This is a genomic window from Enterobacter cloacae complex sp. I2 (assembly GCF_014896205.1).
In the GTDB taxonomy this organism is placed as follows: Bacteria; Pseudomonadota; Gammaproteobacteria; order Enterobacterales; family Enterobacteriaceae; genus Enterobacter; species Enterobacter quasihormaechei.
The window spans coordinates 119,314-134,256 of record NZ_JADBRA010000007.1 but is presented as its reverse complement, the minus strand read 5'-3'; the positions used below and the strand labels follow the sequence as shown (position 1 = coordinate 134,256).

Below are 14,943 nucleotides of genomic sequence, written 5' to 3'. Positions count from 1 at the left end.
GCGGCTGCGCCTTACCCGGCCTACGGTTCAGAGCCGTTGTAGGCCCGGTAAGGCGCAGCCGCCACCGGGCGTTTTTAGTGGCGTCGTAATAACCTCAATGCGTTCGCCGTGACCAGCACCGTCGCTCCGGTATCCGCCAGCACCGCCAGCCACAGTCCGGTCATGCCGAGCAGCGTCGTGACCAGAAAAATGCCCTTCAGCCCCAGCGCAATGCCGATGTTCTGGCGAATGTTGGTCCGCGTCGCCCGCGCAAGATCTATCATCTGCGCCAGCCCGGTCAGGCGGTTGTGCGTTAGCGCCGCGTCGGCGGTCTCCAGCGCCACGTCGGTGCCGCTGCCCATGGCAATGCCAATGGTTGAGGCTTTCATCGCCGGGGCATCGTTTATCCCGTCACCGACCATCGCCAGCGGGGCGTGGCTGTTCAGTTCAGTTACCGCGCTGACCTTGTCCGCAGGCAGTAATCCGGCCTTAAACGCCAGCCCCAGCTCGTCGGCAATTGCGGCCGCCGCGCGCGGGTTATCGCCGGTCAGGATCACGCCCTGCACGCCCAGCCTGTGCAGCGCCTCGACGGCGTCTCTCGCATCGTCACGCAGGGTGTCGCGCAGGGCCAGCATGCCCATCGGTACGCCGTCCTGCATCACGGTAACGACCGTCTGACCGGCCTGCTCCAGCGCCTCAACCTGTGGCGTAGAGCGCGTACCCGCCGCGACAATCAGCACTTTTTTGTCCTCGACCACGGCTTCAATCCCTGAACCGACCAGCGCTCGTTGAGCGGTTGCTGAAGGAATAGCCAGCCCGCGCGCCTGCGCTTCCCGCACGATCGCCTGCGCAAGCGGGTGGGTGGAGCCCTGCTCCACGGCGGCGGCCAGAGTAAGCAGTTCATTTTCGCTGATGTCCTGCGGATACACCCCGGTCACCTGCGGTTTGCCGACGGTCAGCGTACCGGTTTTATCGAAGGCGATGTGCTGGATCTGGCTCAGCTGTTCCAGCGCCGCGCCGCCCTTAATCAGCGCCCCGCGGCGTGCCGCCGCTGCCAGCCCGGAGGTAATCGCCGCCGGGGTGGAAATCACCAGTGCGCACGGGCAGCCGATCAGCAGCAGGGTCAGCCCTTTATAAATCCAGCCCTCCCACGGCGCGCCGAAGAACAGCGGTGGAACGACGGTGACCAGCAGCGCCACCAGCATGATGGCGGGCGTGTAAATCCGGCTGAAGCGGTCAATAAAGCGTTCGACCGGCGCGCGGCGCTCCTCGGCTTCTTCAATCAGCTTCAGGATGCGGTCAATGGCGCTGTCGCCCGGTTCAGAAAGCACCGTAAGCTGCACCAGACGGTCAACGCTGGTGGCTCCGGCAGGGACTTTTTCACCCGCCGCACGCTCTACAGGAATGGATTCCCCGGTCAGGGCGCTTTCGTCAAAGCTCGCGGTGGCGGTAACGAGCGCCCCATCGGCCGGCAGACGTCCACCTGCGGGCACTTCAATCACGTCGCCCGGGCGCAGGGCGTTAATGGCGACCGTTTCACGAGTACCGTCTATCATGCGTGTGGCGGTTTCTGGCTTCAGCGCCATCAGCGCGCTCACCCCCTTACGCGCCCGACTCGCCGCCCAGCCTTCAAGGCGTTCGCCGATTAAGAACAGCAGCAGCACCATCGCCGCTTCCGCCGTCGCGCCAATGAACAGCGCGCCGATGGCCGCCACGCTCATCAGCGTTTCGATGGCAAACCAGCTTCCGCTCCGCATCAGGCGTAGCGCCTGTCGGGCAATGGGGAACAGGCCGACCAGCGTGGTGGCGATAAACGCCAGGTTGCCGAACGGGTGGTTAACCTGTTCCAGCCCCCAGCTCAGGGCCATCATGAAGATGAGGGTAATGAGCGGCAGGTTTTCTTTCAGGGGAGAGGTTTTTTCGGCAGGCGCCGTTTCGCTGCGCAGGGTATAGCCCGCCTTGCTGACGGCGGCTTCAACCTGCTTGCTGACGTCTTTTTCGGCGCTGACCAGCAGCTTTTCGGTGGCAAACAGGACCTGAACGTGGTTCACGCCCGCTACCTGCTTCACCGCGTTTTCTACCTTGCGGGCGCAGGCCGCGCAGTCCATACCGTTGACTACCCAGCTGTAGCGGTTGCCGCTTTCAGGAAGCGTTTGGATTGGTGTTTCGCACGTTTCTTCGCAGCAGCAGTCGTCTTTTGCCGGAACCGGGCTGAGCTTAAGTGCCGAGAACTGTGGAACTTTTTTAGGTGTTTCTGGAGTCGACATGGCAGTCTCCGGTAATGATAATTTTCTCATTAACCGCAGCATACACTCTGGAGTCGACTCCAGAGTCAAGCGTTATTTAGATATACAGCGAACGCACAATCAGGAAGTGCCCGGCGAAGTAACAGGCGGCGGAAATCGCATTATCCGCGCGGAAGCGGCGGCGATAGTGGCTACCCAGCCAGACGATATTGCCGAGCAGCAGCAGCGCGGCCCCGAAGAAGGCAGACATTGCCTGTGAGGTTGGGCGGAAGAACCACAGCTCACCGGCCAGCCACACCATCACCAGCGTCATGGCGATAAAGGTACACACCGGCAGACGCATCTCCTCCAGACGCGACCAGATCACCGCGATCAGCAGGGCGCCAATCACCAGCAGCACCAGCGGCAGCGGCCAGAAGATGGAGAGCGTCATCTGGCTGGCAAAATAGATGGTGTAAAGCAGATGCGACAGGAAGAACGCCCCTACGGCGTACAGCAGGCGCTGGCGCGGCAGCAGGGTTAAGGCATCGCCAATCAGGGAGGCACACAGCCCGGCGAGGACCAGATAGCTGATGGCATTGAACATGGGGGCCTGCCAGGCAAGCAACAGCAGGAGCAATAGCGTGACGGGTTTAAACAACCAGCGCTGCCAGGCTGGGCCACGGTAGGACGCATCGACATAAAGCCATGCGGAAAAACAGACAGCGATAAATGACCAAAGCATATTAACTCCCTGTAACTGTTGAGGCTGAATAATCAGTTTCTGATCCAGTGTAGTGACGCGAGCGGGCGTTTGGCAATGCCGGGGCAGGCGAGGTATCCTGAATTCCGCATAATCTGATGGGATTTTTCAATGAGCAAGATGCCGCTGTTTTTCATCATCGTGGTGGCGATCATCGTCATTGCCGCCTCGTTTCGCTTCGTGCAGCAGCGCCGTGAGAAGGCCGACAACGATGCCGCACCGCTGTTGCACAAGCGCGTGGTGGTGGCGAACAAACGCGAGAAACCGCTTAACGACCGCCGCTCTCGCCAGCAGCAGGTGACGCCTGCGGGGACAACGATGCGCTATGAAGCAAGCTTTAAGCCGGAAACCGGCGGGCTGGAGATGACCTTCCGCCTGGAGGCGCAGCAGTATCACCAGCTGACGGTGGGAGAGAAAGGTACGTTGAGCTACAAAGGGTCGCGGTTTGAAGGGTTTGAACCGGAGCTGTGACGCCGGGCGGCACTGCGTTTGCCCGGCCTACGGGGTTTTGTAGGCCCGGATCGCTGCGCGCCACCGGGCATAAGGCCATATCTTACTTCTTCACCTGCGCCTTAAACTTCTTCATCCACACCAGCAGCTCAAACACGCCGAAAATAAACACCCGTAGCTGCTGCCAGCCGGTCATCGGTGGGCCATCTTTCGGCAGACCGTTTTTCAGCATCACCATCTGAAGGGCATGCATGAACGCGGTAAAAATCAGCGCCACGTTAACAAAGATATTCAGCGGGCGCGGGAATGGGTGCACCAGATTCAAAATCAAAAATGCCCAGACGCCCAGCATCAGCAAGCGCCCTACGTTAATCAGTACTGGCATCGGATCCTCCTTGTGCCTGACGGTGATACAGACGATAAGCCACCTGACCGGCGACCTTTTCGCGGTGCAGATCCCAGTGAACGGGAACGGGCGGCAGGCCATTTTCCACTTCGCTTTCAACGTAAATCAGCGCGTCGTCTGCCAGCCAGCCATTTTTTTCCAGCAACGATAACGTCTCTTCCAGCAGCCCTTTACGGAACGGCGGATCGACAAACACCACGTTGAACGGCGTCCCCTTTTGCGCAAGGAAGCTCAGCGTGTTGGTGTTCACTACCTTCGCGTTGGTTGCCTTCAGCGTAGCCAAATTTTGCTGCAACGTCTGCGCAACGCCGCGTTCCATCTCCAGCAGCGTGGCGCTGGCGGCATAGCGAGACAGCGCTTCCAGCCCCAGTGCGCCGCTTCCGGCGAAGCAGTCCAGGCAGTTGGCGTCTACCATTGACGGGGCAAGCCAGTTAAACAGCGTCTCGCGTACGCGGTCCGTGGTAGGGCGTAAACCGGGGCTGTCCGGCACCGGTAATTTCCGGCCTCGCCACTGACCGCCGATAATTCGAATTTGACCGGCCGGGGCGCGGGTGGGTTTCTTCATCTCAGGAAAGCTCTGTTAACAATGCCCTGCGATTGCGGGCGGTGATGTCAATTAAGTAAAGTGTTAGACTATTTCATCATTTTTTTAGCTTCCCTGTATATAGCGCCGCGAGGAGTGTAGTCGCAGATGGCAAAACAAAAAAAACGTGGCTTCTTTTCCTGGTTGGGTTTCGGTGAAAAAGAGCAAGAAACAGAACAGAAAACCGAAGAACAACAGGTTGTAGAAGAGCAGTCACAGCCTGAAACGCCTGTCGAAACCGCTGCGATTGTCGAAGCGGAAGAACCAGCACACAGCAAAGAAGAGATTGAATCCTTTGCTGAAGAGGTGGTCGAGGTTACTGAACAGGTTCAGGAGAGCGAAAAACCAGAGCCGGTTATGGTAGAAACCCTTACCGAAGCGCCGCAGGCCGCTATCGAACACGAAGCGCTGCCGCTGCCGGAAGAGGTGAACACCGAAGAGGTTTCTGCCGAAGAGTGGCAGGCCGAAGCGGAAACCGTTGAAATTGTTGAGGCGGTGGAAGAAGAGGCGGCCCTTGAGCCTGAACTGACCGACGAAGAGCTGGAAGCCCAGGCGCTGGCGGCGGAAGCCGCTGAAGAAGCGGTCATTGTTGTGCCGGTAGAAGAGCAGGCCGAAGACGAGATCGTTCAGGAGCAGGAAAAACCAACCAAAGAAGGTTTCTTCGCGCGCCTGAAGCGCAGCCTGTTAAAAACCAAAGAAAACTTAGGTTCCGGATTTATCAGTCTGTTCCGCGGCAAAAAAATCGACGACGATCTGTTTGAGGAGCTGGAAGAACAGCTGCTGATCGCGGACGTGGGCGTGGAAACCACCCGGAAGATCATCACCAACCTGACCGAAGGGGCGAGCCGCAAGCAGCTGCGTGACGCCGAGGCGCTGTACGGCCTGCTGAAAGACGAGATGGGCGAAATTCTCGCAAAAGTTGACGAACCGCTTAATATTGAAGGCAAAATGCCCTTTGTTATTCTGATGGTTGGCGTCAACGGCGTGGGTAAAACCACCACCATCGGCAAGCTGGCGCGCCAGTTTGAGCAGCAGGGCAAATCGGTGATGCTGGCGGCGGGCGATACCTTCCGTGCGGCAGCGGTGGAGCAGCTCCAGGTGTGGGGCCAGCGCAACAACATTCCGGTGATTGCCCAGCACACCGGCGCGGATTCTGCGTCCGTGATTTTCGATGCCATCCAGGCGGCGAAGTCGCGTAACGTGGACGTGCTGATTGCGGATACCGCAGGGCGTTTGCAGAACAAATCGCACCTGATGGAAGAACTGAAGAAAATCGTTCGCGTCATGAAGAAGCTGGACGAAGAGGCACCGCATGAAATTATGCTGACTATCGACGCCAGCACCGGACAGAACGCCATTAGCCAGGCGAAGCTGTTCCATGAAGCGGTAGGACTGACCGGGATCACGCTGACCAAGCTGGACGGTACCGCGAAAGGCGGGGTGATCTTCTCCGTGGCCGACCAGTTCGGCATTCCTATCCGTTACATCGGTGTGGGCGAGCGTATTGAGGATTTACGTCCGTTTAAAGCGGACGACTTTATTGAGGCACTTTTTGCCCGAGAGGACTAACAATGATTCGCTTTGAACACGTCAGCAAGGCCTATCTCGGTGGGAGACAAGCGCTACAGGGGGTAACATTTCACCTCCAGCCAGGCGAGATGGCATTCCTGACCGGCCATTCCGGCGCGGGGAAAAGTACCCTGCTCAAGCTGATCTGTGGGATCGAGCGGCCAAGCGCCGGGAAAATCTGGTTCAGCGGCCATGACATTAGCCGTCTTAAGAACCGTGAAGTGCCGTTTCTGCGTCGTCAGATCGGTATGATTTTCCAGGATCACCACCTGCTGATGGATCGCACGGTTTTCGATAACGTCGCGATCCCGCTGATTATTGCCGGCGCCAGTTACGATGATATCCGCCGTCGCGTCTCCGCGGCGCTGGATAAGGTCGGGCTGCTGGACAAAGCGAAGAACTTCCCTATCCAGCTGTCCGGCGGTGAGCAGCAGCGCGTGGGCATTGCCCGTGCGGTGGTGAACAAGCCAGCCGTTTTGCTGGCGGATGAACCGACCGGTAACCTGGACGATGCCCTCTCCGAAGGCATCCTGCGTCTGTTTGAGGAATTTAACCGCGTGGGGGTAACGGTACTGATGGCGACGCACGATATGGGGCTGATCTCCCGCCGTTCGTACCGCATGCTGACCCTGAGCGACGGGCATTTGCACGGAGGCCACGGTGAATAAGCGTGATGCAATGAACCAGATTCGGCAGTTCAGCAATCGGTTTGACCGTTTCCGCAAGCCTCAGGGCGGCGGGGACGGCAATCGCCATGCGCCTAAGCGTGCCAAAGCGACACCGAAGCCGAACTCCCGCAAAACCAACGTCTTTAACGAACAGGTGCGCTACGCCTTCCAGGGCGCGTTGCAGGATCTGAAAAGCAAACCGCTGGCGACGTTCCTGACGGTGATGGTGATTGCCATCTCCCTGACGCTGCCGAGTGTCTGCTACATGGTTTACAAAAACGTTAACCAGGCGGCGTCACAGTATTATCCGTCGCCGCAGATCACCGTTTATCTGGATAAAGCGCTCGACGATAACGCGGCGGCGCAGGTGGTCGGGCAGATTCAGGCCGAACAGGGCGTGGAGAAGGTGAACTATCTCTCCCGCGATGAAGCGCTGGGCGAGTTCCGCAACTGGTCCGGGTTCGGCGGGGCGCTGGATATGCTCGAAGAGAACCCGCTGCCTGCGGTGGCGGTGGTGATCCCGAAGCTGGATTTCCAGGGCACGGATTCGCTCAACACCCTGCGCGACCGCATTACCCGCATCAACGGGATTGATGAAGTGCGCATGGACGACAGCTGGTTTGCCCGTCTTGCCGCCCTGACCGGGCTGGTAGGACGCGTGTCGGCGATGATTGGCGTGCTGATGGTGGCGGCGGTCTTCCTCGTCATCGGTAACAGCGTTCGCCTGAGCATCTTCGCCCGTCGCGATACCATCAACGTGCAGAAGCTTATTGGTGCAACGGACGGTTTCATCCTGCGTCCGTTCCTTTACGGTGGCGCGCTGCTCGGTTTTTCCGGCGCATTTCTTTCACTAATATTGTCAGAAATTTTGGTGATGCGGCTTTCGTCTGCCGTCACCGACGTGGCGCAGGTTTTCGGAACGAAGTTTGATATCAGTGGCTTAGGCTTCGATGAGTGCCTGCTTTTGCTGCTGGTCTGCTCCATGATCGGCTGGATAGCGGCATGGCTGGCAACGGTTCAACATTTACGCCACTTTACTCCCGACTAATAAAAGCGTGATATAATCTTTCCCTGCACCGAGATGTTCGCTTGCAGGGAAAGCGTCCCTGTCGTCTCTTCCCCTGTAATCATCTTCATGTCACATTTTGTGCGTAATTTATTCACGGTTGCACCTGGAACTTGTGGATAAAATCACTGTCTGATAAAAGAGTGAATGCTAATCTCGTTGCTCAAACGCTTTGGCATGGTTGTTGCCTGACGGGGACAACCTGGACCAGAAGAAACATTGAGAGGAATGAATGACCAAAGAAATGCAAACTTTAGCTTTAGCCCCTGTTGGTAACCTGGAATCTTACATCCGGGCTGCGAACACCTGGCCGATGTTAACGGCTGAGGAAGAAAAGGAGCTTGCTGAAAAGCTGCATTACCAGGGCGATCTGGAAGCAGCTAAAACGCTGATCCTGTCTCACCTGCGCTTTGTTGTTCACGTTGCTCGTAATTACGCGGGCTACGGCCTGCCGCAGGCGGACTTGATTCAGGAAGGTAACATTGGCCTGATGAAAGCGGTGCGTCGCTTTAACCCGGAAGTGGGTGTGCGACTGGTCTCCTTCGCCGTGCACTGGATCAAAGCGGAAATTCACGAATACGTTCTGCGTAACTGGCGTATTGTGAAGGTCGCCACGACGAAAGCGCAGCGCAAACTGTTCTTCAACCTGCGTAAAACCAAGCAGCGTCTGGGCTGGTTCAATCAGGATGAAGTGGAAATGGTCGCGCGCGAGCTGGGCGTTTCCAGCAAAGACGTCCGCGAGATGGAATCCCGTATGGCCGCGCAGGACATGACGTTTGATATGTCTGCCGACGACGATGCGTCCGACAGCCAGCCGATGGCCCCGGTCCTGTATCTTCAGGATAAAACCTCTAACTTTGCTGATGGCATTGAAGAGGATAACTGGGAAGACCAGGCGGCAAACAAGCTGACCTTCGCGATGGAAGGCCTCGACGAGCGTAGCCAGGATATCATCCGTGCCCGCTGGCTGGACGAAGATAACAAGTCCACCTTGCAGGAGCTGGCCGACCGCTACGGCGTCTCCGCTGAACGTGTGCGTCAGCTTGAGAAGAACGCCATGAAAAAACTTCGCGCCGCTATCGAAGCGTAATTTTCGCGAAGTACACCTTTAGCCGAAATAGTTCAGGCTGCGGGAAGGCGGCAAACGAGTGAATCCCGATGAGCTTACATCAGTAAGTGATTCGGGTGAACGAGAGCAGCCAACGCACCTGCGGCTTGAAATATGAAGGATAAAAACCCTCGAATGCAAATTCGGGGGTTCTGTTTTTTTAGCACCCGCTCTGGCGAATTTCTCCCCCCTGGCAAACACTTACTGATGCGCTAAGCAGGCGACATTCTCAGGGGGTCAGGGTGAAAAATAACGAACTGAATGACCGACGTATGCAGGCAACGCCGCGCGGTATCGGCGTCATGTGTCACTTCTATGCCGATAAAGCCGAAAACGCCACGGTGTGGGACGTGGAAGGTAACGAGTATATTGATTTTGCCGCCGGGATCGCCGTGCTGAATACCGGCCATCGCCATCCAAAAGTTATCGCTGCCATCGAAAAACAGCTTCACGCCTTTACCCATACCGCTTATCAAATCGTCCCCTACGAAGGCTATGTGGCGCTTGCCGAGCGCATCAACCAGCGCATGCCGATAGAGGGGCCGGCCAAAACCGCCTTTTTCTCAACCGGTGCAGAAGCGGTCGAAAACGCGGTGAAAATTGCCCGTGCGTACACCAGACGCCCCGGCCTCATCACCTTCGGCGGCGCGTTCCATGGTCGTACCTTTATGACCATGGCGCTGACCGGCAAAGTGGCGCCCTATAAGCTCGGCTTCGGCCCGTTCCCCGGCTCGGTATACCACGCGCAATTCCCCAACGACCTGCACGGGGTCAGTACCGCCGAAGCGCTAAAAAGCCTGGAGCGCATTTTCAAAGCCGACATCGCGCCCGATCAGGTGGCGGCCATCATTATTGAACCGGTTCAGGGGGAAGGCGGGTTCAACGTCGCGCCCGCTGATTTTATGCAGGCGCTGCGTGCCCTGTGCGACACGCACGGTATTTTGCTGATTGCCGATGAAGTACAAACCGGCTTCGCCCGCACCGGCAAGCTGTTCTCCATGGAAAACCACTGCGTAAAGCCGGACCTGATCACCATGGCGAAAAGCCTGGCGGGCGGAATGCCGCTCTCTGCGGTCTCAGGGCGGGCGGAGGTGATGGACGCCCCCGCGCCGGGCGGGCTGGGCGGCACCTACGCGGGCAACCCGCTGGCGATCGCCGCGGCCCATGCGGTGCTGGACGTGATTGACGAAGACAACCTCTGCACGCGCGCGTCTCATCTCGGCCATCATCTGGTCGAGGTGCTGAACAAAGCGAAGGATAGCTGTCCGTATATCGCCGATATCCGCGCGCAGGGCTCAATGGTGGCAGTGGAATTTACCGATCCGCAAACCGGGCAGCCGTCGCCGGAATTTACCCGCCAGGTTCAGGAGCGCGCGCTGACGGAAGGGCTGCTGCTCCTGAGCTGCGGCGTTTACGGCAACGTGATCCGTTTTCTCTATCCGCTCACCATCCCCGAAGCACAGTTCCGTAAAGCGCTGGATATAATTTCCGCCTCGCTGACACGATAAAGCCAAATGCCCGGCTGAAATAACGGTCGGGCCTATCATATTTTCATTTCAAATTAGCTATTCCAAAATCATAAAAATGGGGTATGTTTTAGCAGAGTATGCTGAAAAAGCGCGAGCAGCAGGCCTATAAATGAAATAAAGCGCTACACAACAACATCACAACAATCGTTATAACCATAATAATGGGGAATCTCAGGATGAATATGAAGGGTAAAGCGTTACTGGCAGGATGTATCGCGTTGGCATTCAGCACCATGGCGCAGGCCGATATTAAAGTGGCCGTGGTGGGCGCGATGTCCGGTCCGGTAGCACAGTACGGCGACCAGGAATTTACGGGCGCAGAACAGGCGGTTGCAGACATTAATGCTAAGGGCGGTATCAAAGGCGAAAAGCTGCAAATCGTAAAATATGACGATGCCTGTGACCCGAAACAGGCGGTCGCGGTGGCGAACAAAGTAGTGAACGACGGCATCAAATACGTTATCGGTCACCTGTGCTCCTCCTCCACGCAGCCTGCGTCTGATATCTACGAAGACGAAGGCATTCTGATGATCACCCCGGCAGCAACGGCACCCGAGCTGACCGCGCGCGGCTATAAGCTGATCCTGCGCACCACCGGTCTGGACTCCGATCAGGGCCCAACCGCCGCGAAATACATCGTGGAAAAAGTGAAGCCGCAGCGCATCGCGATTGTTCATGATAAACAGCAGTACGGTGAAGGCCTGGCGCGCGCGGTGCAGGACAACCTGAAAAAAGCGAACGCCAACGTGGTGTTCTTTGACGGTATCACCGCCGGTGAGAAAGACTTCTCTACCCTGGTGGCGCGTCTGAAGAAAGAGAATATCGACTTCGTTTACTACGGCGGCTATCACCCGGAAATGGGGCAGATCCTGCGTCAGGCGCGTGCGGCGGGTCTGAAGACTCAGTTCATGGGGCCAGAAGGCGTGGCGAACGTTTCCCTGTCTAACATCGCGGGTGAATCTGCCGAAGGCCTGCTGGTGACCAAGCCGAAGAACTACGACCAGGTTCCTGCGAACAAACCAGTGGTGGATGCCATCAAGGCGAAGAAACAGGATCCAAGCGGTGCGTTCGTGTGGACCACCTACGCAGCGTTGCAGTCTCTGCAAGCGGGCCTGAACCAGTCAGCCGATCCGGCGGAGATTGCCACCTGGCTGAAAGCGAATTCGGTAGAAACCGTGATGGGGCCGCTCTCATGGGATGAGAAGGGCGACCTGAAGGGCTTCGAGTTCGGCGTGTTTGACTGGCATGCTAACGGTACTGCCACCGACGCAAAATAATTTTCCTGCGGCGGGCGGGATTTACCGCTCGCCGTCTCTCCTCTCCTCGCTTTTTTCTTTCCCGCCTCCGGTTTTGTTTACTATCACTACAATATTATTTAGCGCCATCGCACTATGCTTTTGCCTGATGATTAAGAACAATCGGGCAAACCAGAAGGTGATATTGATCAAACAACATGTTTCAGGGCTTTTACTACCGCCTCGTCTGTGCTTTTCTTATGCACTTTTAGCGTAACCCAACGAATTCACTACATTTATTGTGGTTATTGCAGAGCAAAAAGGGGTGATGGAATTTTTATATCGGAATATTGCATATACATAAAATTAACATCTGTAACATTTGAGAGGGTCGATATTAACAACTTTTTGCTAATTTAGTGATTGCCATTTTACATACTAATAGGTACAAAAATGAAAACCAAAGACGCACTGATTAAAACCATGCAGGAACTTTTATGGACCCGTGGTTACTCCAACACTAGCCCGAAAGAGATACAACAGGTTTCTGGCGTTGGGCAAGGAAGCATGTATCACCACTTCAAAGGCAAGGCGGATCTGGCCCGACAGACGATCCTGCTTAACGCCGAGGAGCTACAAAAAGAGATTTCCACCATTTTGCATGCTGAGAAAAATGCACGTGAGCGAATTAAGGACTATCTGCTGCGTGAACGTGAAGTACTGGCTGGGTGCAGGATGGGCGGATTAGCGCAGGATAGCGAAGTGATTCGCGACGACACGCTACGTGAACCCATTGCGAACAATTTTGAATGGCTGATCGGCGAGCTGGAAAAAGTGCTGGAAGAGGGAAAAACCTCCGGTGAATTTTCTGCCGATCTGGATGTAAAACAAACGGCATTAACGCTCATTTCAGTCATGCAGGGGGCGTTTGTTATCGCCAGGGCAACCCAGTCCGAAGCGTATTACAAACAAGCTATTGCTGGAGTGATCGCAATGCTCAAATAAATACCGCCTGGCTTTTGGGAGAAGAGAGAATGAATAACGGTCTGCCCGTTACCCTGAACTTGTTTTCGGTGTTGAAGAATATAGATAGCGTCGCCTGGGAAGCCCACAGCACGCTTGGTCGCAAGGATGCGCGCATTTTCGAACTTTTTCAGGATGATTCAGGGCAGCGCATCGCGCTAGTGCATTGCGCGCCGGGGGCATCTGCAAAATCTCATCTCCATACGGGGCATGAAACGTTTCTGATTCTGGATGGCACCTTTGAAGACGATAACGGTGTTTACCACCCCGGTGAGCTAATCTGCTACGCACCAGGCAGCGAGCACGCCTGGCGAACGCCGCAAGGCGCGCTCATCTATGCAGTCTGGGGCGGCCGCGTTGAAGCCGCTCTTACGGATGTCGCCGCATGAAACTGATGCTAACTCAGGCCAGAATATTATTCCTGGCGGCAGACCCGAACAAAATTACGGCTCAGCTTCGTGGCGAATCTCTTTCGCTGGCGCAGGCCAGGCCGCTGCGCGATAACATTTCCACCGATGAAATCACCCCTATCCCGGCGCTAGCCTACTACGACGAACGACTGGGAGCATTCGCCTGGACGGGCCTGAAGTGCGGCGCTGAAAATCCGATAGGAAAAAATGCCATCGTTGAGGCAGGGATAAACGTCGTGGTTGGCGGACTGCGCTACGGTAAAGGCTCATCCCGCGAGCATAGCCCGGTTGCGGAGAAGGCAGCCGGCGTACAGCTGGTCATCGCCGAAAGTTTTGAACGTATCTACCGGCAAAACGCCGATAACATAGGTTTGCTCACCTCCACTAACATGGCGCTGGTGGACAAACTGGCGCGCGGAGAAGCGCTCACCCTTGAAGAGATTGTTGCTGACCGGGAAGAGAGCGCCCGACGCGTTATCCAGTCCGGCGGGCTGCTGGCCTGGTGGAAAGGACAGATGGAGAAAAGCGGTCTGCCGCCTTTAGCCGCCACGAGCGAGCCGAAACCGATGACGCTGGGGGAGAAAATCATTGCCCGCCATCGTCTGGAGCAGGGCGATTTCCCCGGCACCGCGCTACTGCTGCGCCCGGACTGGCGCTTTATCCATGAGTATTACACCGCCATGTGTGGCCATATGCTGAAACGGACTTTTGGCCGCGAGCTGACCCTGTGGCAGCCGGATTCGATCATCACCTTTGAAGATCACCTGCCGTACATGCATCAAAGCAAAGTGCATATTGACGGGCAGCTTACCGGCGACCTGGAACACCTGCTGGCGGCTCACCGGGCGTTTACCCAAACGTGGGGATTGACGGCACACCGATACAACCCGGACGGCGAGGGTGCAGAAGGTATCTCCCATGCGCTGATGGCGGAGCGCCACGCCCTGCCTGGGCAGCTTATCATCGGCACCGATTCCCACACCCCACACTGTGGTGCGCTGGGCTGTTTGGCTGTGGGCGTCGGCAGCACCGATATGGCAGGCAGCATGGTTACCGGCGCTTTTCGTATGACGCCGCCGGAAACGGTGAAAGTAGTGTTCACCGGTACGCTGCCGGAAGGCACTGGCGCGAAAGATATGGTACTGCACCTGCTGGCAACGGAGTGGATCCGTCAGGGAGGTGGTATTGGCAAAATCTTTGAATTTTGTGGTGAGGCCGTCGAGGGATTATCGGTGGACGAACGCGCCACGCTCACCAATATGGTGGCAGAGTTGGGTGGCGTTTCAGGACTGGTGGCGCCCGATGCGCAGACTGTTGCCTTCCTGAAGGCCCGTCGCGGAATCGATTTCACCATTGAAGCGTGGATGCGTAGCGATGAGGGCGCGCATTACGCCTCAACAATGGTGATTGACTGCATCGATCTTGCGCCAATGATTGCACTGCCGGGCGATCCGGGTAATGGGCTGGCGCTGTCGTCTTTGAGCGAGCCGGTTAAAATTGATATTGCCTACGGCGGTTCATGTACTGCGGGCAAGCGGGATGATTTTGATGAATATCATGCGGTGCTGGATTGGGCTTTATCCAGGGGTAAACAACTGCCGCCGGATGTGACGCTCTACCTACAGTTTGGCACCATGGATGTCTACGACTACTGTCGCGAGCGAGGGTATCTGGAGACGTTCCATCAGGCTGGGGCGATACTGCTCAAACCTGCCTGCGGTGCCTGCGCAAACTGCGGCCCCGGATCGTCGGTGGATGCTGGACAGGTCACTATCAGCGCCATTAATCGAAATTTTCCTGGCCGCTCAGGTCCGGGGAAAGTCTGGCTAGGCAGCCCTTCGACGGTGGTCGCCAGCGCAATAAAGGGTGAAATAACCTCATTTAATGATTTAAAACGTCAGTACCGTTAATTCTACTTACTTACAATCA

14 protein-coding genes are annotated in these 14,943 nt (G+C 56.7%); 10 read left to right on the top strand and 4 right to left on the bottom strand.

Annotated features, from left to right (window positions below):
* Nucleotides 1-74: 74 nt before the first annotated feature.
* Both zntA and IM300_RS08080 read right to left on the bottom strand, forming a co-directional pair.
* A complete protein-coding gene (zntA, locus tag IM300_RS08085; protein ID WP_193036045.1) occupies nucleotides 75-2,246 on the bottom strand; it encodes a Zn(II)/Cd(II)/Pb(II) translocating P-type ATPase ZntA in 2,172 nt (723 codons plus the stop codon).
* A 76-nt stretch (nucleotides 2,247-2,322) separates the two neighbouring features.
* Nucleotides 2,323-2,949 carry a lysoplasmalogenase gene (locus IM300_RS08080; RefSeq protein WP_063865366.1) on the bottom strand — a complete coding sequence of 209 codons (627 nt, stop codon included), beginning with the start codon at nucleotides 2,947-2,949 and terminating at the stop codon, nucleotides 2,323-2,325.
* A 129-nt stretch (nucleotides 2,950-3,078) separates the two neighbouring features.
* Here IM300_RS08080 and IM300_RS08075 point away from each other — a divergent pair, with 129 nt between their 5' ends.
* The gene (locus tag IM300_RS08075) at nucleotides 3,079-3,438 is read left to right on the top strand and encodes a DUF2500 domain-containing protein (RefSeq protein ID WP_063865367.1); all 360 of its coding nucleotides are present in this window, start codon (nucleotides 3,079-3,081) and stop codon (nucleotides 3,436-3,438) included.
* 82 nt (nucleotides 3,439-3,520) lie between these two features.
* On the opposite strand, the gene IM300_RS08070 is transcribed toward IM300_RS08075, so the two are convergent.
* On the bottom strand, nucleotides 3,521-3,802 hold the full coding sequence (locus tag IM300_RS08070; RefSeq protein WP_063449553.1) for a DUF1145 family protein: 282 nt from the start codon (nucleotides 3,800-3,802) through the stop codon (nucleotides 3,521-3,523).
* Nucleotides 3,786-4,388 (bottom strand): 16S rRNA (guanine(966)-N(2))-methyltransferase, encoded by a 603-nt coding sequence (gene rsmD, locus IM300_RS08065; protein WP_063449552.1) that lies wholly within the window; start codon nucleotides 4,386-4,388, stop codon nucleotides 3,786-3,788. Before rsmD ends, IM300_RS08070 begins: the two co-directional genes overlap by 17 nt.
* Before the next feature lie 126 nt (nucleotides 4,389-4,514).
* Here rsmD and ftsY point away from each other — a divergent pair, with 126 nt between their 5' ends.
* The 9 genes from ftsY (at nucleotide 4,515) to IM300_RS08020 (ending at nucleotide 14,924) form a co-directional block, all read left to right on the top strand.
* Nucleotides 4,515-5,975, top strand: a complete 1,461-nt coding sequence (gene ftsY / locus IM300_RS08060; protein WP_193036043.1) for a signal recognition particle-docking protein FtsY — start codon at nucleotides 4,515-4,517, stop codon at nucleotides 5,973-5,975.
* Nucleotides 5,976-5,977: 2 nt separating this feature from the next.
* Nucleotides 5,978-6,643, top strand: a complete 666-nt coding sequence (gene ftsE, locus IM300_RS08055; protein WP_063449550.1) for a cell division ATP-binding protein FtsE — start codon at nucleotides 5,978-5,980, stop codon at nucleotides 6,641-6,643.
* The gene (gene ftsX, locus IM300_RS08050) at nucleotides 6,636-7,691 is read left to right on the top strand and encodes a permease-like cell division protein FtsX (RefSeq protein WP_193036041.1); all 1,056 of its coding nucleotides are present in this window, start codon (nucleotides 6,636-6,638) and stop codon (nucleotides 7,689-7,691) included. The genes ftsE and ftsX overlap by 8 nt, the downstream gene beginning before the upstream one ends.
* A 250-nt stretch (nucleotides 7,692-7,941) precedes the next feature.
* Entirely contained in the window at nucleotides 7,942-8,799 is an 858-nt protein-coding gene (gene rpoH / locus IM300_RS08045; RefSeq protein ID WP_000159624.1) for an RNA polymerase sigma factor RpoH, read from the top strand.
* Between the two features lie 260 nt (nucleotides 8,800-9,059).
* Complete coding sequence (locus IM300_RS08040) at nucleotides 9,060-10,325, top strand: 4-aminobutyrate--2-oxoglutarate transaminase (protein ID WP_193036039.1); 1,266 nt, start codon at nucleotides 9,060-9,062, stop codon at nucleotides 10,323-10,325.
* Nucleotides 10,326-10,522: 197 nt separating this feature from the next.
* Nucleotides 10,523-11,623 carry a branched chain amino acid ABC transporter substrate-binding protein LivJ gene (livJ, locus tag IM300_RS08035; RefSeq protein WP_015571474.1) on the top strand — a complete coding sequence of 367 codons (1,101 nt, stop codon included), beginning with the start codon at nucleotides 10,523-10,525 and terminating at the stop codon, nucleotides 11,621-11,623.
* 411 nt (nucleotides 11,624-12,034) lie between these two features.
* Complete coding sequence (locus IM300_RS08030; protein ID WP_107534124.1) at nucleotides 12,035-12,586, top strand: TetR/AcrR family transcriptional regulator; 552 nt, start codon at nucleotides 12,035-12,037, stop codon at nucleotides 12,584-12,586.
* A gap of 29 nt (nucleotides 12,587-12,615) precedes the next feature.
* Nucleotides 12,616-12,993, top strand: a complete 378-nt coding sequence (locus tag IM300_RS08025) for a cupin domain-containing protein (protein ID WP_193036037.1) — start codon at nucleotides 12,616-12,618, stop codon at nucleotides 12,991-12,993.
* On the top strand, nucleotides 12,990-14,924 hold the full coding sequence (locus IM300_RS08020) for an aconitase family protein (RefSeq protein WP_193036035.1): 1,935 nt from the start codon (nucleotides 12,990-12,992) through the stop codon (nucleotides 14,922-14,924). Before IM300_RS08025 ends, IM300_RS08020 begins: the two co-directional genes overlap by 4 nt.
* Nucleotides 14,925-14,943: the final 19 nt, after the last annotated feature.

Coding starts and splice junctions, on each gene's coding strand:
- IM300_RS08075 (WP_063865367.1), top strand. CDS start 3,079: ATGAGCAAGATGCCGCTGTTTTTCATCATCGTGGTGGCGATCATCGTC.
- livJ (WP_015571474.1), top strand. CDS start 10,523: ATGAATATGAAGGGTAAAGCGTTACTGGCAGGATGTATCGCGTTGGCA.
- rsmD (WP_063449552.1), bottom strand. CDS start 4,388: ATGAAGAAACCCACCCGCGCCCCGGCCGGTCAAATTCGAATTATCGGC.
- IM300_RS08070 (WP_063449553.1), bottom strand. CDS start 3,802: ATGCCAGTACTGATTAACGTAGGGCGCTTGCTGATGCTGGGCGTCTGG.
- IM300_RS08020 (WP_193036035.1), top strand. CDS start 12,990: ATGAAACTGATGCTAACTCAGGCCAGAATATTATTCCTGGCGGCAGAC.
- IM300_RS08080 (WP_063865366.1), bottom strand. CDS start 2,949: ATGCTTTGGTCATTTATCGCTGTCTGTTTTTCCGCATGGCTTTATGTC.
- ftsY (WP_193036043.1), top strand. CDS start 4,515: ATGGCAAAACAAAAAAAACGTGGCTTCTTTTCCTGGTTGGGTTTCGGT.
- IM300_RS08030 (WP_107534124.1), top strand. CDS start 12,035: ATGAAAACCAAAGACGCACTGATTAAAACCATGCAGGAACTTTTATGG.
- IM300_RS08025 (WP_193036037.1), top strand. CDS start 12,616: ATGAATAACGGTCTGCCCGTTACCCTGAACTTGTTTTCGGTGTTGAAG.
- ftsE (WP_063449550.1), top strand. CDS start 5,978: ATGATTCGCTTTGAACACGTCAGCAAGGCCTATCTCGGTGGGAGACAA.
- zntA (WP_193036045.1), bottom strand. CDS start 2,246: ATGTCGACTCCAGAAACACCTAAAAAAGTTCCACAGTTCTCGGCACTT.
- rpoH (WP_000159624.1), top strand. CDS start 7,942: ATGACCAAAGAAATGCAAACTTTAGCTTTAGCCCCTGTTGGTAACCTG.